Source organism: Rhodopseudomonas palustris (assembly GCF_003226555.1).
In the GTDB taxonomy this organism is placed as follows: domain Bacteria; phylum Pseudomonadota; class Alphaproteobacteria; order Rhizobiales; family Xanthobacteraceae; genus Rhodopseudomonas; species Rhodopseudomonas palustris_I.
Genome location: NZ_QKQS01000024.1, coordinates 29,420 through 50,216 on the forward strand (window position 1 = coordinate 29,420; position 20,797 = coordinate 50,216).

Here is a 20,797-nt window from a genome sequence, read left to right on the forward strand (position 1 = left end):
AGAAGTTCTGCAAGACTCGTTCGAGGCTGGTCGGAAAGTCCGCTTCAACAATGACGCTTTCTACGGATGGCGCCTGAGAGGGACCCAACGTGAATTAATTCCCCGGCTGGAATTAGAGTCCGCCCCTGACGAGGACGGACTGATGAAGCGAGCAAATTCTACCGATGAGCAGAGCCTCACGGCTGCTCGATCACGATTGCCCGCTGCCTTTCAAGCTCGAAGTCGCCGTAGTCGCTCTCGCGCGTCCAGACGGACCGTTCCACGAACCAACCAAGGCGAAGGCCGCTCTCGGTCTGCGCCTTGGACAATAGGGAAGCATCGAGATAAGAAACAACGCCGCAGCGCGTATGCCCGCCACGCGGATAGCGCGGTGTCCAGTCGTCATGCCAGATTTGCGTGGAGGCGACGGGAGAACCAACGCTGCTGAGTTCGAGCGCCGAAGGGCCACACTGCAAAACGGCATCCTCGGGAAGCCAATAGCTCGCAGGTACGCTTAGGCCGCGAGAATAATAGTCACTCTGCCAATAGCCGAACGGTATGGGCAGCAACGTCTCGCACACCGGCACAGCTTCTCCCTCGGCGCCTTCCTGCGCAGGGCTGTCTTCCGGCAATGCCAGTTGCCTTCCCCGCGGATCAAAATAGTCGGACAACGGCAGGATCGTCGAAGGCTCGTAGAGATCGCGATCATCACTGAGTTTGAAATCGTCTGTGACAAAGAAAGCCGTCACAGACAGATGTCCATAGAGCGCCGCGTCCTTACGAAACGGCGTGCTGAGCGATACCATTTTCCGGCTGCCGATCTCGCCAGCTTTGACCAGCTCCAGAACAACATCCTTGAAGTCTGGCTCAGCGGCGAGAAAGCGCTCCGGGATGTCCGCCAGCCAGTCAGGTCTTTTCCCCGGCTCAAGCTCGAACAGGCCGGCGATCGCAGGGGCATTATCAGAGCAGTACTCCGCTGCGAGTTTCGCAGGCATCCCCCACAGGTCAACCGCCAGGGCAAATACCCGGAGATAGGCTGAGCGGTAGATTTCGTTCTGGCGCTGGAGATACTGGCCGACGATGCCACCGCGGACTTCGCCTACATCGTCAAAATAATAGGGGTACCGGGTGAACCTTGTGTCAAGGCGCTCGCGCAGTTGCTTCCATTCGTATGCCCATTGGCGCAGGAAAGGCTTTCCGATCCGTGCTTCAAGACGCCCAAGGTTGTTGGATAGGATGGGCGGAACATGAGCCGTCTTGTGTTCTTCAAAATATCCATCCGGCTCGAAATCGCCCGGCGCCTCGCCTGAGTGCGCACTGCTCCACGCTTTGGGGTCGAGATCTGTGGCATAGATTTGGTGAAGCAACGCATCCGACAAGGCCGACGGCTTATGAAGGCGGTCGGCAACATCCGCACGTGATGGCTGCCCAGCCGGATCGGTCAGGAAGATGATTGTCAGCAGAGAACAGGTTTCCGACTCGGTCCGGCAGGCCTCAAGGCGATCAAGTAACAGCGAGCCTGCGTTCTTCATCGTGGCCGGGTCGTTCAAAAGGTTCCGAATTTCCTTGGCTGCTCTCCACCGCACCATTGGAACCGGCCAGTTCAGGCGCTCGAAGAGCAGTTCTAGGGCGAGATCTGCGCCGCTCGGCATCCGCAGCCAAGAGGCACCGGAGATCGGCTGATCCCTGACTTCGCTCACAAGCGTCTTCACAAACTCGTCTGTGACGGCGGTCGCGATGCCCGTTTGGCCAACCAAGAGAAGGTATCGCACGAGATACTGGTAGCCCAGAACGAAATCTTTCCCGCGGCGCTGATAGTAGGGAGTCTGAGCTGAAGTCGCCCGGATGAATTCCTGCCATCTCTCGGGATAGGTTTGTGCCGCGAGGGTGAGCCGTTCCATGACCTCCTTTTCGGAGGTCCAGTTACTTTGCCAGCCGTGGCGGTAGATGTGCGCCTTTACCAGCCACGGATAGGCCGCATCCTTGCCCTCTTCCGCCAAGCAGACCTTGAAGGCATGATCCAGAATCTCCTCTGCGTAGGAGTATCGATCCTCATTGTCGAAGAAGGTTCTGATAGAATTGAGCGCAATCGATGCTTTGCCCTGAGCCTGCCAATGGCTTAGCCATTTACCAAGGAACTCACCTCGATGCCGGTAGGGAAATGCTCCAGACACGAGCCTAACGAGCGCCTTAAAATCACCCGGCGGTATGGCTGTCGGATCTTGCTGTAGCGCCTTTTCCTCCTCCGGTCTGAGCTCTTCGGTTTTTGGTTCGGTGGCGCTGGCCTTGGGCTCCGAGCGGGCAAGGAAGTCGACCTGCTTTTGCAGCAGCGAGCGTGCGATCGGCTCGCTTTCGCCCCGCTTTTCCAATCCTCTCAGCATCCTGTCGTCGAGCAGAGTGCCGGAAAGCGCGGCCGCCGCCCTCGAGGAAAGATCAATTGTGCTCAACGCCGCTTCGAGCGTCTCATCTGCATAGCGCCACTCGTCCTGCGAAACATGGTGGGCATAGAAGCCCGCAAGGTATTCAGGCATGGTGGTGCACACGACGTCGATGAGTTCGGACCGGACATGATTGGTCTCATCACCGTCAGTAAATTCGGTGATCTCATTAATGATAGGGCTGACGACGAAAATCCATTCCTTTGTGCGGCTCGCATCCGCTCCATGCACCTGCTGGATCGCGTCCAGCATATCCATTGCACCAAGATCCTTTCTCCAGCCATATCCAACAAGGCAATCCGCGGCCCTGAGCATCAGCGCGGCAGGATCCTGGACGTTATAGAGTGAAGCGAGCCTCGCAAGCTTTGTCCATTGGTCCGATCTCTCGTTGAACTCGCTTACCTTGCCGGCCAGAGCGGCACTCGCTTCCTCAATGAACGTGTTAGCCGCCGCCGCTTCGAGCAGCGGAAGCTGATTCTCGATATTCTGTTCGATCCAGAGCTGGTTGATCCAATGCAGAGTCTTTCTTGCCCGATTGAAATCATCCGTTGCAATTTCCGGCTGGTGCTGGTCGGCTAGTCCAAGTAAATGAAGGTCCAGCGCGATATTCGGAAGGGAGTGCCTGAATGCGCGGAACTGCGCTGCGCTGCGGTCGTTCGGACCAACATGGTCAAGAGACTTAAGCGCATCGGCTGCCACGAAGACCGCCGAGTATGAAAGCGGGTAATTTCCGGCTGCAATCCCTCTCGCCAGATCTTCAAGGCATCGAAGCGCACTTTCCAGCCATCCCAGTTTGTCGCTGTCACGCGAGGGATAGAAAAGCGAAAAGTCCCCAACTGCCTGAAGACTGATGCAAAGCGCGCTCCAGAAGAAATCATAGAAGTATTGGGACAGCTCCGGGTCGCTGCCGACAGAATACCGATCGCGCAACAGGTCTTCCGGCGGCGGCGATGCATGAAATCGGGTGCTGCTCGTCACGCCCGTCCGTATGAGCCACGACGCAGTGAACGGGGTAAGATCTGAAGCGACGTCGCTTATGAGCGGCCGCGGGTTCGCCCCCTTGAACAGGGCCGCCCTCAGAATATGCTCCTGGATGAGCCGCCTCTGCCGACTGCTTTTTGCCCCCCGCATCCTCTTTCTGACCGCCAGCAGGGCTTCAATGTCCTGCGCCGTTCCGAGAAGATTGATGTATGTATCGCAGTGCGGAGCCGGATTTCGATAGCTCATCAGGTAGCGAAGGGTGCGAGGCACGGCAGAAGCCCCGGCAAAGGCCGCAGCAGATAGCAAACGATCGGAGAGCTCCCGAAATTCGTGTTCCGGTTTGTGACGAAGCTCTATCCAAGCATTCACGCGTCGTCCCAGCTCATTCAAGCTGGCTGTCGCAACTTCGGTTCTGAGGGTGGCCGGGCTCAATCTGGCTATCGAAACGATCTCATCGGGCGACAACTCTTGCAGATCGTCGATGAGGTTCAACGTTTGCTGACGGTTATCGCTCGTTGTCAGCGCGGTTGCCCGGAATTGTCCATAGTCGCCAGACTGAAAATCCCGAGCATTGAGCACTCGCGTTTTCAGAGATCGCAGCCTGACGGTTTGCGGAAGATCGCCTTGCTCAAAAGCGGCACTCTCAGCCGTCGACAATATCCTTGCGATCTGCCGTTCCGGCCAGCCCGCCGCCAGGGATGACACAACCCAGTCCCTGTTTGCCCCTTCGAATAGCGGTTTGAAATTTCCCGTCTCCGCTTGCGCCAGCCACAACCATCCCCACCGCCAGTACTCCGGGGCTTGAGTTTCGAGCCAGAGAACGATCTTGGGCAGGAGCGCAGCATAGCTCGCCCCGTGATCCGGCATCTCGCGCACATAGGCGAAGATACTTTGATGGAAGGGGATCATCCCCGCATTGCGGGGTTCGAGTAGAAAATCGATCTCGCTGTAATCACCGAGACACTGGCGTATTCCAAGGTCTGGCCAGAAGAAATCAGAGCCCGCCAACGCATGAAGAATGTTCCGGGCCGTAACCGGGAGCTTCACCCAAAGCGCCCTATAGTAGGAGCGAATATCGCCATCCGGGCACGGCGGCAGAGCGTCTATGTCATCAGTGCTGATTTCTTTGCCGGTACGTACGAGCCCTTCAAGAGCGTAGATTAGATGCAAGGGATGCCCCTGACTCACGCGGAACAAGGCTGCGGCTATGTCTGCCAGTTCCTCGCCTCGTTCGCGATGGTCTCTCTGACTGAGGATCAGAGGCCGGGCGGTGTCTTGAGCTTCCAGCCACCGATGAACCGCGGATTCATCCATACGCGGAACTTCGATCCAGTCCGCGTCTTTGGCGCTCGCCAACAGTCTTCCTGGGAGTTGTGCATCCGGAACACGCTGCGTCCCGACAATCAGACTGACATTAGCAGGCAAGGGAAGCAGCGCGTTGAACAGAAACTCCAACTGATCGGTTCGCAGGGTATCGCGCCAGACGTGATCAAGTCCGTCGATGACGAGGTATAACCGCTTACCCTTCTTCGCCAGTTTTGCGGCCACGGCGCCAAGATCTGCGTGAAGCTTGTCCACATCCGCTGCTATTCCGTTCACCACGTCAGGGTAACGGCTCAAGAGCTGATCAATGATCGATACAGCGATGTCGGAATACGACATGCGGTTGGCCCGCGGGCCGTCAGACGAAAGAAAGTAATGGTGGCGCAGGACCACCTCGTCCTCGCACTGCAGTTTTTGCGTAAGATCGCTGAGATAGGTGCTCTTCCCCCGGCCAGGCGTTCCCCAAAGGATCGTGATCGGTGTTTCAGGGGCCGCAATCCGGGCTCGAACCGTCTCATCAAAGGACTGAGAAGGCACCTGATATCCCGGCGGAACGTAAAACTCCTGACTGATCGGCTGAGGACGGCGCTTCGTGATGAGCTGCACCAGATGCTCGCGGAGAATCTTGCCATCCGGTTGAGGGTCGTTCTTCTGGATCGCCCAACGCCGCACAAAGGTCCGCAGAAGCAACCAGCCAGAGGAGTCCGTATCGGTGGGTACAAGCTTATCCCGCAAGGCTTCTTCGTAGCGATCCAAGTCGAGTTGCTCGCCCGCGAATTCGAACTCGCTCAAAAACTCTTCTGTTTGCTGGCTCCCGCCGCACGCGGAGTCGATCCTGCCCCGCATATCCTCGGATATCCTACCAAGATCGACTAGAGCGCCATCGAGGCACGCCGCGAATGGGGGAGACGGCACACGGTTGGTAACTAGACGGGCGCGATGCACGCGGCCTTGAGACTTGGCACGGAAATAAGACTTCGCCCATTTCGACAGCATTGAGCTGCCTTTGCCCTTCGCCTCCAGAAGCCAGTCCCAGTCGAGAAAGTTCTCATCCGAATTGACTGTGAATTTCACCTGCACGAATTCAATGGAGGCGTCCTTCCGGAGAGCAACAACGTCGTCGAGGGATTTAAACTCTGCATCATCACTTTCGAGCTGAACCCACTCGTAGAGACCGGGGTCGCGGAAGTGGTCTATCAGTATTTCGATCCCCACAAGATCCTGATACTCATATCCTGCCCGCGTTATCGCTGTTCGTTTGATGATGGGGTTTGCAGCCACGCTCTCTCCTACCAATGGCGACGTAGTCGTGTTTCAATTTCTGAATTTGATTCGAAGCCTTGGATGCGTCGCATTTCGTATTCTGTCCGATTCGGGGCATACGCTTCCAGTTCGAGAAACATGCGTTGGCTTCTGCTCTGCGGCGTTGTTGCTTTCGCCTGCTGCGGGCAGATCATGACGGCTGAGTGGTCGAAAGACCGCAATGGCAGCTATCCCGATTACTCCCACCAGACCAAAGGATGCGAGCAAGGCCGCGCCTTGATCCGCAAAACCGTTATCGAGGGAGAGTTTGAAGCGCTGCTGTAATGTCTTCGCCCCACCAAGGCGGTGTTCGATGCTGCGGGAGGCAATCAAGGATGCGTGGGCCGAGCGCGGGGCGCATGCAAGAACAGCGTCGGGCGGCGTCACGTGAAAGACTGAGCCAAGCTGCTGGTGGAGCGCAGGCTCCGTCCCCAACTGCCGTTTATTGGCAAGGTGCTTTACCGCAGAAGCGAGAGTTATCGAACCGCATTAATGATTTAGATCTGTGGTGGGCCCGGCAGGACTCGAACCTGCAACCAGACCGTTATGAGCGGCCGGCTCTAACCATTGAGCTACAGGCCCCGCCGGCGGCCGCGCGGGGGCGGCGGACGGGCACGGCCCTCCCTTACAATGGCGTGGGAGTTGCGGCAATCGCCGCCGCGACCAAAGCAGGGTGACCGGCGGCTGCGCGCGCGGCGAGCCGCGGCGGGCGCCGACGGCCCGGCGGCGAGGATCCGCGACAATGCTCGTCCTCGATGCTGGTGCTGGCGGCGCCATCGCGGTGCTGGCGCCGAAGGCCGCAGGCGCCGGCTGCGATGCTTCGACGAATTGCAGCGCATTCGACGCCGAGTTGGCCGGACGGGTTAAGATTCCCCCAACATTCGCGCCGTAGATTGCACTCCGATCTTACCTGCCAGTGTGCGTCAATGCCCCTGTTTCAATGGAATCCGCTGTTCGAAACCGGCAACCAGCGGATCGACGACCAGCACCGCAAACTGTTCGAGCTCACCAACCGGCTCGCTCACGCGGTGCAGAACGGCGAAAATCTTCCGACGCTGGCGGTGCTGGTCGCAGAGCTGCGCGACTATGCGGCAACGCACTTCTGCGACGAAGAGCAGTTGATGCGCTGTTCCGCGCTCACCCATCGCGAGATCGAACGCCACGCCTGCGTGCACGCCTCGTTCATCGAGAAGGTCGACGAGGTCGCGGCGCGCACCGATCTGTCCGACGAGGAAGCCACCGGCGCGTTCCTGGAACTGCTGATCACCTGGCTGGTGACCCACATCCTCAAGCTCGATCGCCGCGTCGCCCGCGCGCTGCTCGAGCGCGCCACCGCGCCGGCCGATGACGACATGTCCGCCGAGCAGGTGCTGGTGGCGGCTTTGATGGAGACCGAAAAGCGCTTCCGGATGCTGTCCGACGAGGCGCCGTCGCTGATCTGGATCAGCGGCGCCAGCGGGCGGCGGGATTTCGCCAACAAGCCGTGGTTCGATCTGGTCGGCGCCGAGCTCGGACCGGCCTCCGCGATCGACTGGTCCGGCTTCGTCCACCCCGACGACCGCCGCAGCTACGCGGCCTGCATCGCCGACGTGCTCGCCAACGGACACACCGCCTCGCTCGAATTCAGGGTTCGCACCGGCTCCGGCGAGTGGGCGTGGGTGCGCGAAAAGATCAGTCCGCGCACCAATCGCGGCCGCTGCATCGGACTGATCGCCGCCGCCACCGACGTCACCTCCATCAAGCAGTCCGAGGACCTGATCGCCGACGCCAGCGGCCGGCTCGAACGCGAAGTCTCCGAGCGCACCCTGCAATTGCAGCAGCTCGCGCTGATCGATCCGCTCACCGGGCTCGCCAACCGCCGCTCGCTGCTGGAGCACATCGATGCCGATGTCGTGCACGCGGCCGGACACGGCGATGCGCTGTCGCTGCTGTTCGTCGACGTCGACCGCTTCAAGCGGATCAACGACAGCTTCGGCCACGCCGCCGGGGATTCGGCGCTGATCGAGGTCGCCGGTGTGATCAAGGGATCGCTGCGCGGCAGCGATTTCGTCGGCCGGCTCGGCGGCGAGGAGTTCGTCGCGGTGCTGCCGAGCACCGGCCTCGCCGGCGCCGAACACGCCGCCGAGACGATCCGGCGCAAGGTCGCCGAACACGGCTTCCGCGACCTCGACGGCGGCGTCACCGTCAGCATCGGGATCGCGTCGCTGCAGCACGCCGAGGACGGCGCGGCGCTACTCGCCCGCGCCGACCACGCGATGCTGCGGGCCAAACGCAGCGGGCGCAATCGCTGCTGTGCGGCCGAGGGCGAAGATCTCGACCGGCTGTCGGCCTGACGCCGGCCCCTGCTCGCCGCGCCCTCGCCGCTACGCCATCGCCACCCGCGGCCCGCGGCGGCGGGCGCGCAGCAGCAGCATCAGCATGATCGCGACGTTGAGCGCGTTCCAGGCCATGCCGTTGACGAAGGCGGCGGCGTAGGAGCCGGTGGCGTCGAAGATCACCCCGGAAATCCAGCCACCGAACGACATGCCGAGCACCGAGGCCATGATCACGATGCCGACACGGGTCGCGGCTTCGCGCGCCGGCATCGCCTCGCGCACGATGATCGCATAGGCCGGCACGATGCCGCCCTGGAACAGGCCGAACATCGCCGAGATCACGTACAGCGAGCCCAGGCTGTCGAAGAACAGATAGAACAGCAGCGCCGCGCCCTGCGCCACCGAGCCGAGCAGCAGGGTGCGGATGCCGCCGATCCGGTCGGCGAGGAAGCCGGAACCGATCCGGCTGACGATGCCGAACGCCAGCATCAGCGACAGCATCTCGGCACCGCGCGCCGCGCCGTAGCCGAGATCGCCGCAATACGCCACGATGTGGACCTGCGGCATCGCCATCGCCACGCAGCACGCGATGCTGGCGACGCACAGCAGCGCCGTCAGGGTGTTGGTGGGAAGCCGCAGGTCGATCTTCGGCGGCAGCGCCGCGGCGTGGCTGGTGGCGCCGTGGCCGCCCATCTGCGCGCGCAGCAGCAGAACGACCAGCGTCATCGACACAGCGCAGAACGCGCCGATCAGAATATGGGTGGCGCGCCAGCCGAGGGTGTCGCCGCCCCAATTGACCAGCGGCGGCCAGATCGTGCCGCCGACGTAGTTTCCGCTGGCCGCGATTGTCACCGCGAGGCCGCGGTAGCGCTCGAACCAATGCGACGCCTCCGCCATCAACGGGCCGAACGTCGCCGAGGCGCCAGCGCCGATCAGAAAGTGCACCGCGATGAACTGCCACAGCGAGGCCGACAGCCCGGCTCCCAAATAGCCGACCGCGATCAGCGCGATGCCGGCCGCGATCGCCGCCACGATGCCGAACCGGTCGGTCAGCTTGCCGGTGACGACGCCGCCGATGCCGAAGCCGAGCATCGCCAGGGTGAAGGCCAGCGACGCGGCGCCGCGGCTGGCGGCGAACTCCGTCTGCACGGTCGGCAGCACCACCACCACCGACCACATCCCGACGCTGCCGATCGACCCGATCACCAGCGCCAAGCCGAGCCGGACCCAGGCCTGGCGCGAGTCGAGCACGAACGCCGGCGTTTGGCCGTTCTGTTTCAAGGGCGTTTCCATCTGCACATGGTTCCCGGTGCCGGGCCTGGGGTCAAGCCGGCCGCCCCGGCCCCCTGCCATGCGGTCGCACCCGGCCCGGCGTTAACACTTTGCTAACCATGCACCGGGCAAATTTTGCCCAGTGAACTGAAGTGTCGTCGGCCGCGAACATCGGGGGCATGCCCGTGGACGCCAGTGCGGTGCCTCACGTCGGACCCGGCGGCCCCTCGGCCGCTTTGCGCCCCGGCGTGCGAGGCAAGCGACATGCGCAAAAGGCGGCGACGGACATGACGGACACCACGGCCGGCCAGGGATCAGGGGCCGGCATCCCCAGCATCAAAGAGATGATCGCGATCCTGCGCCGCGGTGATCTGGCGCTGGCGATCGGCGTGCTGACCATCCTGGTGGTGCTGATCCTGCCGCTGCCGGCGGTCATCCTCGACCTGTTCCTGGCGATCTCGATCACGCTGTCGATCCTGATCCTGATGACGTCGCTGTTCATTCAGGCGCCGCTGGAATTCTCGTCGTTTCCGACCGTGCTGCTGATCTCGACGATGCTGCGGCTGTCGCTGAACATGGCGTCGACCCGGCTGATCCTGTCGCACGGCCACGAAGGCACCGCGGCCGCCGGTCACGTCATCGAGGCGTTCGGCGGCTTCGTGATGGGCGGCAATTTCGTGATCGGGATCATCGTGTTCACGATCCTGATCATCGTCAACTTCGTAGTCATCACCAAGGGTTCGGGCCGTATCGCCGAAGTCGCGGCGCGCTTCCAACTGGATTCGATGCCCGGCAAGCAGATGGCGATCGACGCCGATTTGTCGGCCGGCCTGATCGACGAGGCCACCGCGAAAGCGCGGCGCAAGGAGCTGGAGGACGAGAGCGGCTTCTTCGGCGCGATGGACGGTGCTTCGAAATTCGTCCGCGGCGACGCCATCGCCGGCCTGCTGGTGGTGTTCATCAACGTGATCGGCGGCATCGTCATCGGCGTGATGCAGCAAGGGCTGTCGTTCGGCGAAGCCGGCCGCACCTACACGCTGCTCACCGTCGGCGACGGCCTGGTGACGCAGATCCCGGCGCTGATCGTTTCGACCGCGGCGGGCCTGCTGGTGTCGAAGGCCGGCATCTCCGGCTCGGCCGACAAGGCGATGATGGGTCAGCTCTCCGGCTATCCGCAGGCGCTCGGCATGGCGTCTGCGGTGATGCTGGTGCTGGCGGCGCTGCCGGGCATTCCGACCATCCCGTTCCTGGCACTCGGCGGCGGCGCAGGCTATCTCGCCTTCAAGGCGGGCAAGCGCAAGGCGCAGGTCGGCGCCGATGCGGCGCTGGCCGCAGCCGCGCCGGAAGCCGCCGCAGCCGCTGCGGCGGCCGCCTCGGCGGCGGAGGAGCCGATTGCCGCGGCGCTGAAGATCGACGATCTCAAGATCGAGCTCGGCTACGCGCTGCTGCCGCTGGTGAATGGTCCCGACGGACAGGACCGGCTGACCGAGCAGATCAAGGCGCTGCGCCGCTCGCTGGCGATCGAGATGGGCTTTGTGATGCCGGCGGTGCGCATCCTCGACAACGTCCAGCTCGAGGCCAACACCTACGTCATCAAGATCAAGGAGGTCGACGCGGGCTCGGGCCGGATCTGGCCGAACCAGTTCATGGTGATGGACCCGGCCGGCGAACAGGTGACGGTGCCCGGCATCAACACCACCGAGCCGACCTTCGGCCTGCCCGCGACCTGGGTCGACGCCAACTTCAAGGAAGAGGCGTCGCTGAAGGGCTACACCGTGGTCGACGCCGCCACCGTGCTGTCGACGCATCTGACCGAGCTGCTCAAGGCCAACATGTCCGACCTGTTGTCCTACGGCGAAACCCAGAAGCTGCTCAAAGATCTACCGAGCGAGCAGAGCGAGCTGGTCAAGGACATCGTGCCGAGCCAGATCACCGTGTCCGGCATCCAGCGCGTGCTGCAATTGCTGCTCGCCGAACGCGTCTCAATCCGCGACCTGTCGACCATTCTCGAAGGCGTCGCCGAGGCGCTGGCGTTCTCGCGCAATCCGTCGACCATCGTCGAACACGTCCGCGCCCGGCTGGCGCGCCAGATCTGCGCGCAGAACACCTCCTACAACGGCTATCTGCCGCTGATCGCGCTGTCGGCCAAATGGGAGCAGGCGTTCGCCGAATCGATCATCGGCCAGGGCGAAGATCGCACCCTGGCGATGGCGCCGTCGAAATTGTCGGAATTCATGACCGCGGTGCGCGACAAGTTTGAGCAAGCCGCCCGCGAAGGCGAAGCGCCGGTGCTGGTGACCTCGGCGTCGATCCGGCCGTTCGTCCGCTCGCTGGTAGAGCGGTTCCGCGCCCAGACCACGGTGATGTCGCAGGCCGAGATCCATCCGCGCGCCCGGCTGAAGACCGTCGGCAGCGTCTGACCAAACAGTTCCACGCTGCCGCACTGCGAAGTCGGCTGCGCGACTTTTGAGCAACAGACAAGAGCTCTTGCGACAAAAAGGTATCCTTGAAGCGATGGGGACGGAATCGTTCAAGTTGTCCGCATCGCCCTGGATCTGATTAATTTTCAGTAAGTTAGGTGAGTGTTTGGCACCGCATTCTCGCGGACTATCACTGTTATTCACGCGCTTGTGATCGCCTCTACGGAACGGCCGAGCGCTTTCCTACGTTTTCTGCGTGAGTTCTTTGAACCTGCTTCGGGATAGCAAATACGAATTTCCGAGGGTGGAAAAAGACACCAGGAGGCTTCGCATGAACCATTCGATCTACAGTGCCGATCGCACCACCCACTTGAAGATTGTGGCCGTGGCATTGGTCGCCGGGATCGCGGTCGCGGGCCTCGGGATCACCGCCCGTCTCGGTGCGGACGACGGCTATACCCAGACGGCGAAGGTGATCAAAGCCGGCAAGCCGATGGCGATCAGTAAGGCGGAGACGATGGTGATCCGCTGAAGCGGTCCGCTGACAGTTCCAGCCTTCACGCATGCCGGATAGCCCCCCTGGCCAACGCGTGAGCTGAGGAGGTCGCACTCACCCCAAGTGACGACCCGAGGAAAACGCCCGCTCCCCACGGGCGTTTTTCTTTGGTGCATGGTGATCGGTCGCGCAGGTGGGGATTCTCGTGCAATCAGAGACGCGCGATGTTGTGCTCCGACCCAGCACAACCTCATGGTGAGGGCGCGCGAAGCGCCGTCTCATCGTTCGATCAATTGGCGCAGCGCGCGCCGAGCGGCTGCTTACTTCGGCGGCGCTGCTCGCGTCGGCTCGGGCGGAACGCTTTCCACCAGCTTGCCGGTGAACACGATCGGTCCGGTCGCGACCCCGGTCGGCGAACCGCCTTCCGGCTCGATCGTCACCGCATAGGTGGCCTTGTTGACGAGCTCGGGATCGAACGAGGACAGCACCGGATTGACGGTGAAATCCCGTCCCCCGATCACGCCGAGCGAGCGCGGCTTCTGCAGCTTGTCGGACACCAGCCAGAGCTCGTAGCTCTTGCCCGGCTCGGGCGTGGCGGCGACGCGGCGCACCGTGAAGGTCTTGGTGCCGGCATCGACGGTGAGGATGAAGGCCGGCGCGTCGCCGTCCTTCTGCAGCACCGCGACGTATTGCGCCGGAATCGGCTGCGGCGGCGCTTCGACCGTCACGACCTTGGTACGGACCGGCGGACGCAGCGCGTCGGGCAGCGCATCCGGCTGATACACCTGCGCGCCGACCACAGCCAGCAACGCCACCGCTGCCGCGCTCGACAGCATTGCGAGGCCGCGCCAGACGTAAGCGCGCTTGGCGAAGTACACGACGCGTTTGGATTCCGGGCTGAGTTCGGTCGACTCGCTCACCGGAGCGGGACCGTGGTCGTTGGCGGGGCGTGGCAAAATCGGCTCTCCCGGCGCGCCGAGCGCTCCCGCAGCCGCGGCGCTCGCGGGCGGCGCAGCCAGCGGCGACAACGACGCGCGCTGTGACTCGGCGGCGATCGCCGCCTTGATCCGATCCCACACCTCGGCACGCGGCTCGACCAGCCCGACCATCTGATTAAGCGCGCCGAGCTTGTACTCCCACGCCGTCACCAGCGCGGCAAACTCCGCGTCGCTGCCGATCAGCGCCTCGGCTTCCGCCCGTTCGGCGGCGTCGAGAGTGCCGAGCGCGTATTCGGCGGCGAGCGCGCTATGGTCTTCACTGTGGGCCATCAGGTCAGTCCCAAACACCCCCGAACATCGAGCAGGCTGCGGCGCAGCCAGGTCTTGATCGTATTGGCCGGCGCACCGAATTTGGCGCCAAGCTGTTCCCGGCTCCAGCCGTTGTAATACGCCAGCAGAACCAGCTTCTGGCGGTCCGGCTCGAGCCGGCCGATACACTCCAGCAACCGCTTCAGCTCCTCGGTCATCTCCCGGCGAGCGAGCGGGTCCGGCGTCTCGGCCGCAACGTTGCCGGCGGCCGGTTCCTCCTCGATCGAGATTTCGCTGCGCTTGCGCGCGACGTCGATCGCCCGATTGCGCGCGATCGACGCCATCCAGGTGATCGGCGAAGCGACCTTGGCATCGAACTGCGCGGCGTTGTTCCAGATCTTGACGTAGGCGTCCTGGATGACTTCTTCGGCGAGATCCTGTCGCCGCAAGATACGGAGGACCACGCCGAACAGTTTCGCCCGGGTGGCTTCGTAGAGTCGCTGGAACGCGTCCTGATCGCGCTCTGCGACCGCGGCGATCAGCGAAACCAACTCAGCAGGCGATAGCATTCCGAGACCTCACCATGGCCGTTGCGGCCACGCCCCCGTCCGGACCGAGCGGCCCGAACCGCGCCAGCATAGCTCGCAGCGCGGAGATTCACCACGGCACAGCAACGATTGTGGATACGCCAAACAAAAGCCCGGACCGAGCGGCCCGGGCTTTCTATCTCGACGCGGCGATGGGAGAACTCAGGCGACGGCGCCGGCGCCGCCGAGCCTGGCCCGCATCAATCCGATGCTGTCCAGATCGGCCTGTTCGCGGGCGCTTTCCTCGGCGCGCTCGCGGGCCTGATCACGTTCGTCGAGCAGCTCGACCTTCTTCATCTCGTCGAACGCCTCCGACAACTGGCCACGCGCTTCCTCGAGCTGCACGCGCAGTTCGTCGGCGGAGCGGGTCAGGTTCTCGCGGCGCTGAATCGCCGCCTTGGCGTAGGTCGGATAGGCGAAGTGGGTCGGATCGGTGATACCGGCGCGTTCCTGCTCGGTCACGATTTCGCGCTCGAGATCGGCTGACATCCGCTCGAAATCGGCGATCATCGCTTCGATCTGGGCAACCCGTCTGCGCCGCTCGTCGACCTGAAATTTCTTCAGGCGAATCAGCGTGTCACGTGACTTCATCGACTCGTACTCCCCAGAAGTCCCAATTCAACGCGGGACATCACCGGCCCGCCGCGCAGGGGCAACCGGCAAATCGATTGATGTGCCAAGTATGATGGCTGGACAAAGTTAGCGTTCCGTTTCCGAATTACTCAGGATCTGCTCCAATTGTGCATATCCCGACTGCAGGCTGGTTGCCTCGTCCTTGCCCTGGCGGAGGAAATCTTCCAGCGGCTCGTGCAGCCGCACCGCCTCGTCGACCTCGGCGCTCGAGCCCGGACGATAGGCGCCGAGCCGGATCAGCTCTTCCATGTCGGCATAGGTTCCCATGATCTGCCGCGCCCGCTTGATCAGCGGCAGATAGACTGGGTCGGCCGATTTCGGCATCGTCCGCGACACTGATTTGAGCACGTTGATCGCCGGATAGCGGCCGCGCTCGGCGATCGCGCGCTGCATGACGATGTGGCCGTCGAGAATGCCGCGCACCGCGTCGGCAACCGGCTCATTGTGATCGTCGCCGTCGACCAGCACGGTAAAAATGCCGGTGATGGTGCCCTCGCCCAGCCCCGGGCCGGCGCGCTCCAGCAGCTTCGGCAGCTCGGTAAACACCGTCGGCGTGTAGCCCTTGGCGGTCGGCGGCTCGCCGGCCGACAGCCCGATCTCACGCTGCGCCATCGCAAAGCGCGTCACCGAGTCCATCAGACACAGCACGTCCTTGTCGTTGTCGCGGAAGTATTCGGCGATCGCTAGCGTCAGATACGCCGCTTGGCGCCGCATCAGGGCCGGCTCGTCCGAGGTCGCGACCACAACGACGGAGCGCGCGAGGCCCTCTTCGCCGAGGTCGTCCTGCAGGAACTCCTGCACCTCGCGGCCGCGCTCGCCGATCAGCCCGATCACCGATACCGCGGCGTCGACATTGCGCGCCAGCATCGACAGCAGCACCGATTTACCGACGCCGGAACCGGCGAAGATACCCATGCGCTGCCCACGACAGCAGGTGAGAAACGTATTCAACGCCCGCACGCCGAGGTCGAGCGGTGCACCAACGCGCTTGCGCGAATGCGCCGGCGGCGGCTGGTTGCGGAACGACATCGGCGACGGGCCCTGCACCAGCGGCCCCTTGCCGTCGATCGGCTCGCCCAAAGCGTTAACGACGCGGCCGAGCCAATGCGGCGACGGACGCACTTGGGCTGCGGAGTTGGCGATGATGGCGCGACAGCCGCGGCGCACGCCTTCGAGGCCAGCGAACGGCATCACGATGGCGTTGTTACCGGTGAAGCCGATCACCTCGCAGGGGATCGAGCGGTGGGCTCCAGTCTCGACCACCAGCCGTGCGCCAACGCTCATCGCGTGAATCGGCCCGGCGATCTCGACCATCAACCCGCGCACGCCGACGACGCGGCCATACGTATTGACGGCGTCGATGTCGCCGATCTGTTCCGCGAGGGCCTTCATTGCGAAACTCTTAAGTTCATCGACGCGGGGGCTGTCACCTTAACTTCGTGTTTACCCGCATCGTTAATCATTGCGTCACTGTCTTTGGTAGCTGAGCACGCTCGCCCATCAGAATGAAGGGTGAGTCGAAAGAGTCGGTTAGCGCCAACTCTTAATGTGGAACTTGAAGGGGCCGGTCGGCAAAAAGCTGCTTTCCCGCAACACCTTAGTGCGATTCGACAAAAATTGCACGACAGGACCTTGCGGAGCCGAATCAGTTTTTGTTAACCATTCCTCGTCAGGATCCGAATCAGTTCTTCAAAGGCGTTTCCAGTGCCGCAAGTGTGCGGACGCCTGACGCCCGTAGCGGCGCTTAGAGGGGACTGGCATGCGCGTATTGCTGATTGAAGATGACAGCGCGACTGCGCAGTCGATCGAATTGATGCTCAAATCCGAGAGTTTCAATGTCTACACGACGGATCTCGGTGAAGAAGGCGTCGACCTCGGCAAGCTGTACGACTACGACATCATCCTGCTTGATCTGAACCTGCCGGACATGTCCGGCTACGACGTTCTCAAGCAGCTCCGGGTTTCCAAGATCAAGACTCCGATCCTGATCCTGTCCGGCCTCGCCGGCATCGAGGACAAGGTGAAGGGTCTCGGCGTCGGCGCCGACGACTACATGACCAAGCCGTTCCACAAGGACGAGCTGGTCGCGCGCATCCACGCCATCGTCCGCCGCTCCAAGGGCCACGCCCAGTCGGTGATCCAGACCGGCGACCTCGTCGTCAATCTCGACACCAAGACCGTCGAAGTCGGCGGCCAGCGCGTGCATCTGACCGGCAAGGAATATCAGATGCTGGAGCTGCTCTCCTTGCGGAAGGGCACCACGCTGACCAAGGAAATGTTCCTGAACCATCTCTACGGCGGGATGGACGAACCAGAACTGAAGATCATCGACGTCTTCATCTGCAAGCTGCGCAAGAAGCTGGCCAACGCCTCCGACGGCCGCAACTTCATCGAAACCGTCTGGGGCCGCGGCTATGTGCTGCGCGAACCGACCGAAGACGACGTCCGCATCCCGGCCTGACCGCCGCCAGAGTTCTACCGAGCGCGTGTCGCGCGCTCATCCCGAGAGCCTCCAGCCCCGCCGCAAATGGCGGGGTTTTTCTTTTTGGAGATGGTCGGGCGTGCCCTTACGCGCCCATCCGTCGTCAGTCCGGGGCGCGCCGGCAGGCGCGAAGCTGGAATCTGGGGCCGGCACTGCCTGGCTGCGGCCTTGCCCAGCAATCGCGGGACTCCGGGCTCGCGCATTTCACGCGCGCCCCGGAACGATAGACGAGAGGATTATCGCGCGTGCCCTGGGCCGGCCTCAGCCGGCGCGCAGGCTGCTGAGCGCCGAGGTGGCCGGGAACGCCGGCACGATCGACGGCGACGATTTCAGGTTCGGCAAGTACACGCCGCGGCGCGAAGCGTGCGGCTTGAACACGTCGGTCAGGCCGACCACGGTTTCGGCGGCGCCGAGGGTGAGATAGCCGTCCGGCTCGAGCCGCTTGGCGATCCGCTCCAGAATCCCGACCTTGGTCGGCTGGTCGAAATAGATCAACACGTTGCGACAGAACACGATGTCGAATGTGCCGAGCGACGAGAAGTCGTGCAGCAGGTTGAGCTGGCGGTGCTGCACCATGGAGCGGATCTCGGGACTGAGCTCCCACACTTCGCCGGCCTGCTTGAAGTACTTCACCAGAAGCTGGATCGGCAGACCGCGCTGCACCTCGAACTGGCTGAACAGCCCGGATTTCGACTTCGCCAGCACCTGCGGCGACAGATCGGTGGCGATGATCTCGAACCGCCAGCCGGCGACCGCCGGGCCGAGTTCCTTCAGCGTCATCGCGATCGAATACGGCTCCTGCCCGGTCGACGATGCCGCGCACCAGATCCGCAAAGACCGCCGCGCCGCGCGCGCCTGCAGCAGCGCCGGCAGCATCTCTTCGCGCAGATGATCGAACGGCATCTTGTCGCGGAAGAAGAAGGTTTCGTTGGTGGTCATCGCCTCGACGACGTCGGCGGTCAGCGCGTCGGCGCCCATCCCCTTCATCTTCTGCACCAGCTCGGCGATCCCGCCGAGACCGAAGCGGCGTGCCAGCGGCAACAGCCGGCTCTCCACCAGATACTGTTTGTCCGCCGACAGATCGAGGCCGGAGCGTTCCTTCAGCAGCTTGCGCAGGAATTCATAGTCAGCCGGGTTCATGACCGGTCTCCTGCGAACAGGCGCACCAGTTTCGGCCCGATCTGATTGAGCGGCAGCACCGCCGCGCACACGCCCGCATTGGTGACCGCGCCGGGCATGCCCCAGACCACGCTGGTGGCTTCGTCCTGGGCGATCACGCTGCCGCCGGCGGCGACGATGTCCTTGCCGCCCCGCATGCCGTCAGACCCCATGCCGGTCAGTACCAGCGCCAGAATGCCACCCTGCCAGACGTCGATTGCCGACATGAACAGCGGATCGACCGCGGGCTTGCAGAAATTCACCGGGGGCCCGTCGTCGAGCGCAATCACCGGGTTGCCCCCCTGCTTGGCGACACGCATGTGCTTGCCGCCCGGGGCGAGATAGATGCTGCCGGGCTTGATCGCCTCGCCGTCGACGCCTTCATGCGCCGGACGCCGGCTGGCGCGCGCCAAGTGCTCGGCCAGAATGGTGGTGAAGGTCGGCGGCATGTGCTGGGTGATCAGCACCGGGAAGCGGTCGATCACCGGCCCGATCTCGGCGACCACCGACATCAGCGCCTGCGGTCCACCGGTCGACGAACCGATCAGCAGCACACGCGGAGCAGTCGGGCCGAACGCGCGCTTCACCAGCGCCGCCTGGCTCGCGACGCTCGGTGTCGCGGCGGCGGGTGTCGGCGCGACCGGATTTGGATCGCGCGCACGTTCGATCGCCGGCGCAGCGGGCGTGGACGCAGCACGGCGGCGGACGCGACCGCCGAGCGAGCGGATCTTCTGCAACAGATCGTGCTTGAAGATGTCGGCGGCGTGCGGCTCGCGGGTGGTCTCCGGCTTCGGAATGTAGTCGGCGGCGCCCAGCGACAGCGCCTTGAAGCTGATTTCCGCGTTGCGGCGGGTCAGCGTCGACGCCATGATCACGACGAGGTCGCGCTTCTTGGCGAGCAGTTGCGGCAGCGCCGAGATGCCGTCGAGCTCCGGCATCTCGATATCGAGCACCGCGACGTCGGGCTTGACCCGCTCGAGCTGATTGACGGCGTCGAGCCCGGTACGCAGCGAGGCCGCCACCACCATGTCCGGCTCGGCTTCGACCCAGCGCGAGATCAAACCGCGGATGACGACCGAGTCGTCGACGATCATCACGCGCAACGGCTCGTATTGCGCCGAATTCGTAGCGGGACTACCTGCCAAAGCTACGCTCATAGAACACCGACGCAACGCATACTTCCACTCCCCGTCGCGTCCCCGAACGCGGCGTCAAAACCGACCTTCCGACCCCCGTCAGATCAGGCCGACTTCCTGAAACTTCGCCGTGACGATGTCTTTGTCGAACGGCTTCATGATGTACTCGTTGGCGCCGGCGTGCAGCGCGCGCGCGATGTGCGCGACGTCGTTCTCGGTGGTGCAGAACACCACCTTGGGCGCGTCGCCGCCCGGCATCCGGCGCAGATTGCGCAAGAATTCGTAGCCGTCCATCACCGGCATGTTCCAATCGAGCAGGACCGCATCGGGCAGCCCGTGCTTGCAGGCTTCGAGCGCCTTCTCGCCGTCTTCGGCTTCGACGATTTCGAAGTCGAGGCCTTCGAGGATGCGGCGCGCGACCTTACGGATGACGCTCGAATCGTCGACTACCAGACATGTCTTCATTTTCTGCCTCTGTCAGTTCGCGCCCGGATGGGCCGTTCGTGCGAATGCGCCGAGATCACCTCAGCCGTTATGCAGCCAATCGTTGGGTTGCGATTTCGAGGACTTTGTCGACGTCGAGGACGACCATGAGCTGTCCGTCGAGGCGGTGGACGCCGTTGGCGAAGGAGGCCATGCGGGGGTCGAGGTTGACCGGGTTGGTCTCGCGACCCTCGTCCGGCAGGGTCAGCACCTCGCCGATGGAGTCGATCAGAAGGCCGTAGGATTCGCCGCGCAGATCGACGCCCATCGCCATCGGCGGCTTGCCGTCGTCGTTCTTGGGCAGCCCGAGACGGGCCCGCATGTCGATCGCGGTGACGATCCGGCCGCGCAGGTTCAGAACGCCGGCGACGTCGTCCGGCGCCAGCGGCACCCGGGTCAGCCGCTCCGGCATGAACACGTCCTGCACCCGGCTGATCGGCAGTCCAAATAACTGGCCGCCAATCATCGCGGTAGCGAACTGGGTGGTGTTGCCGCTGATCGTGTCGACGGTCCGGGTCATCGCGGGGGTGTCTTTCCTGGTCTCG

Annotated in this window: 15 protein-coding genes and 1 tRNA gene; 5 read left to right on the plus strand and 11 right to left on the minus strand. The window is 63.2% G+C overall.

Translation table 11 applies throughout. The features are described 5' to 3' along the window. Positions 1-176: 176 nt before the first annotated feature. Positions 177-6,002: an NACHT domain-containing protein gene (locus tag DNX69_RS19950; RefSeq protein ID WP_110787752.1), complete on the minus strand. Its 5,826-nt coding sequence runs from the start codon at positions 6,000-6,002 to the stop codon at positions 177-179. A gap of 120 nt (positions 6,003-6,122) precedes the next feature. Here DNX69_RS19950 and DNX69_RS19955 point away from each other — a divergent pair, with 120 nt between their 5' ends. Further along, positions 6,123-6,308, plus strand: a complete 186-nt coding sequence (locus DNX69_RS19955) for a hypothetical protein (protein WP_110787753.1) — start codon at positions 6,123-6,125, stop codon at positions 6,306-6,308. A gap of 221 nt (positions 6,309-6,529) precedes the next feature. Here DNX69_RS19955 and DNX69_RS19960 read toward each other — a convergent pair. Beyond that, positions 6,530-6,605, minus strand: a tRNA-Ile gene (locus tag DNX69_RS19960). Between the two features lie 344 nt (positions 6,606-6,949). On the opposite strand from DNX69_RS19960, the gene DNX69_RS19970 reads away from it, so the two are divergent. Beyond that, positions 6,950-8,356, plus strand: coding sequence for a bacteriohemerythrin (locus DNX69_RS19970; protein ID WP_110787755.1), 1,407 nt, complete (start codon positions 6,950-6,952; stop codon positions 8,354-8,356). A gap of 30 nt (positions 8,357-8,386) precedes the next feature. Here the strand turns inward: DNX69_RS19970 and DNX69_RS19975 are convergent, their stop codons facing one another. Then, complete coding sequence (locus tag DNX69_RS19975) at positions 8,387-9,631, minus strand: MFS transporter (RefSeq protein ID WP_110787756.1); 1,245 nt, start codon at positions 9,629-9,631, stop codon at positions 8,387-8,389. A 164-nt stretch (positions 9,632-9,795) separates the two neighbouring features. On the opposite strand from DNX69_RS19975, the gene flhA reads away from it, so the two are divergent. Both flhA and DNX69_RS19985 read left to right on the plus strand, forming a co-directional pair. After that, on the plus strand, positions 9,796-12,030 hold the full coding sequence (flhA, locus tag DNX69_RS19980) for a flagellar biosynthesis protein FlhA (protein ID WP_110787775.1): 2,235 nt from the start codon (positions 9,796-9,798) through the stop codon (positions 12,028-12,030). 331 nt (positions 12,031-12,361) lie between these two features. Continuing rightward, entirely contained in the window at positions 12,362-12,562 is a 201-nt protein-coding gene (locus DNX69_RS19985) for a hypothetical protein (protein ID WP_110787757.1), read from the plus strand. A gap of 284 nt (positions 12,563-12,846) precedes the next feature. Here the strand turns inward: DNX69_RS19985 and DNX69_RS19990 are convergent, their stop codons facing one another. The 4 genes from DNX69_RS19990 to fliI form a co-directional block, all read right to left on the minus strand. Next, a complete protein-coding gene (locus DNX69_RS19990) occupies positions 12,847-13,794 on the minus strand; it encodes an anti-sigma factor (protein WP_110787758.1) in 948 nt (315 codons plus the stop codon). Continuing rightward, positions 13,794-14,342: a sigma-70 family RNA polymerase sigma factor gene (locus DNX69_RS19995; protein ID WP_110787759.1), complete on the minus strand. Its 549-nt coding sequence runs from the start codon at positions 14,340-14,342 to the stop codon at positions 13,794-13,796. Before DNX69_RS19995 ends, DNX69_RS19990 begins: the two co-directional genes overlap by 1 nt. Before the next feature lie 180 nt (positions 14,343-14,522). Then, a complete protein-coding gene (gene fliJ, locus DNX69_RS20000) occupies positions 14,523-14,951 on the minus strand; it encodes a flagellar export protein FliJ (RefSeq protein ID WP_110787760.1) in 429 nt (142 codons plus the stop codon). A 108-nt stretch (positions 14,952-15,059) separates the two neighbouring features. Further along, entirely contained in the window at positions 15,060-16,385 is a 1,326-nt protein-coding gene (gene fliI, locus DNX69_RS20005; protein WP_110787761.1) for a flagellar protein export ATPase FliI, read from the minus strand. Positions 16,386-16,752: 367 nt separating this feature from the next. Between fliI and ctrA the strand changes: the two genes are divergently transcribed. Then, positions 16,753-17,454 (plus strand): response regulator transcription factor CtrA, encoded by a 702-nt coding sequence (gene ctrA, locus DNX69_RS20010; RefSeq protein ID WP_011442789.1) that lies wholly within the window; start codon positions 16,753-16,755, stop codon positions 17,452-17,454. Positions 17,455-17,736: 282 nt separating this feature from the next. On the opposite strand, the gene DNX69_RS20015 is transcribed toward ctrA, so the two are convergent. The 4 genes from DNX69_RS20015 to DNX69_RS20030 all read right to left on the minus strand — a co-directional run bounded on the left by DNX69_RS20015 (position 17,737) and on the right by DNX69_RS20030 (position 20,772). Beyond that, positions 17,737-18,615 (minus strand): CheR family methyltransferase, encoded by an 879-nt coding sequence (locus DNX69_RS20015; RefSeq protein WP_110787762.1) that lies wholly within the window; start codon positions 18,613-18,615, stop codon positions 17,737-17,739. Further along, positions 18,612-19,790 carry a protein-glutamate methylesterase/protein-glutamine glutaminase gene (locus tag DNX69_RS20020; RefSeq protein ID WP_110787763.1) on the minus strand — a complete coding sequence of 393 codons (1,179 nt, stop codon included), beginning with the start codon at positions 19,788-19,790 and terminating at the stop codon, positions 18,612-18,614. Before DNX69_RS20020 ends, DNX69_RS20015 begins: the two co-directional genes overlap by 4 nt. Before the next feature lie 78 nt (positions 19,791-19,868). After that, entirely contained in the window at positions 19,869-20,234 is a 366-nt protein-coding gene (locus DNX69_RS20025; protein ID WP_011157188.1) for a response regulator, read from the minus strand. Positions 20,235-20,301: 67 nt separating this feature from the next. Continuing rightward, a complete protein-coding gene (locus DNX69_RS20030; protein ID WP_207803111.1) occupies positions 20,302-20,772 on the minus strand; it encodes a chemotaxis protein CheW in 471 nt (156 codons plus the stop codon). Positions 20,773-20,797 lie beyond the last annotated feature (25 nt).

What these genes read in the sequence shown, in the direction of transcription:
- DNX69_RS19955 (WP_110787753.1), top strand. Translation starts at nt 6,123, where the DNA reads ATGCGTTGGCTTCTGCTCTGCGGCGTTGTTGCTTTCGCCTGCTGCGGG.
- DNX69_RS19970 (WP_110787755.1), top strand. Translation starts at nt 6,950, where the DNA reads ATGCCCCTGTTTCAATGGAATCCGCTGTTCGAAACCGGCAACCAGCGG.
- DNX69_RS19975 (WP_110787756.1), bottom strand. Translation starts at nt 9,631, where the DNA reads ATGGAAACGCCCTTGAAACAGAACGGCCAAACGCCGGCGTTCGTGCTC.
- DNX69_RS19985 (WP_110787757.1), top strand. Translation starts at nt 12,362, where the DNA reads ATGAACCATTCGATCTACAGTGCCGATCGCACCACCCACTTGAAGATT.
- DNX69_RS19990 (WP_110787758.1), bottom strand. Translation starts at nt 13,794, where the DNA reads ATGGCCCACAGTGAAGACCATAGCGCGCTCGCCGCCGAATACGCGCTC.
- DNX69_RS19995 (WP_110787759.1), bottom strand. Translation starts at nt 14,342, where the DNA reads ATGCTATCGCCTGCTGAGTTGGTTTCGCTGATCGCCGCGGTCGCAGAG.
- fliJ (WP_110787760.1), bottom strand. Translation starts at nt 14,951, where the DNA reads ATGAAGTCACGTGACACGCTGATTCGCCTGAAGAAATTTCAGGTCGAC.
- fliI (WP_110787761.1), bottom strand. Translation starts at nt 16,385, where the DNA reads ATGAAGGCCCTCGCGGAACAGATCGGCGACATCGACGCCGTCAATACG.
- ctrA (WP_011442789.1), top strand. Translation starts at nt 16,753, where the DNA reads ATGCGCGTATTGCTGATTGAAGATGACAGCGCGACTGCGCAGTCGATC.
- DNX69_RS20015 (WP_110787762.1), bottom strand. Translation starts at nt 18,615, where the DNA reads ATGAACCCGGCTGACTATGAATTCCTGCGCAAGCTGCTGAAGGAACGC.
- DNX69_RS20020 (WP_110787763.1), bottom strand. Translation starts at nt 19,790, where the DNA reads ATGAGCGTAGCTTTGGCAGGTAGTCCCGCTACGAATTCGGCGCAATAC.
- DNX69_RS20025 (WP_011157188.1), bottom strand. Translation starts at nt 20,234, where the DNA reads ATGAAGACATGTCTGGTAGTCGACGATTCGAGCGTCATCCGTAAGGTC.
- DNX69_RS20030 (WP_207803111.1), bottom strand. Translation starts at nt 20,772, where the DNA reads ATGACCCGGACCGTCGACACGATCAGCGGCAACACCACCCAGTTCGCT.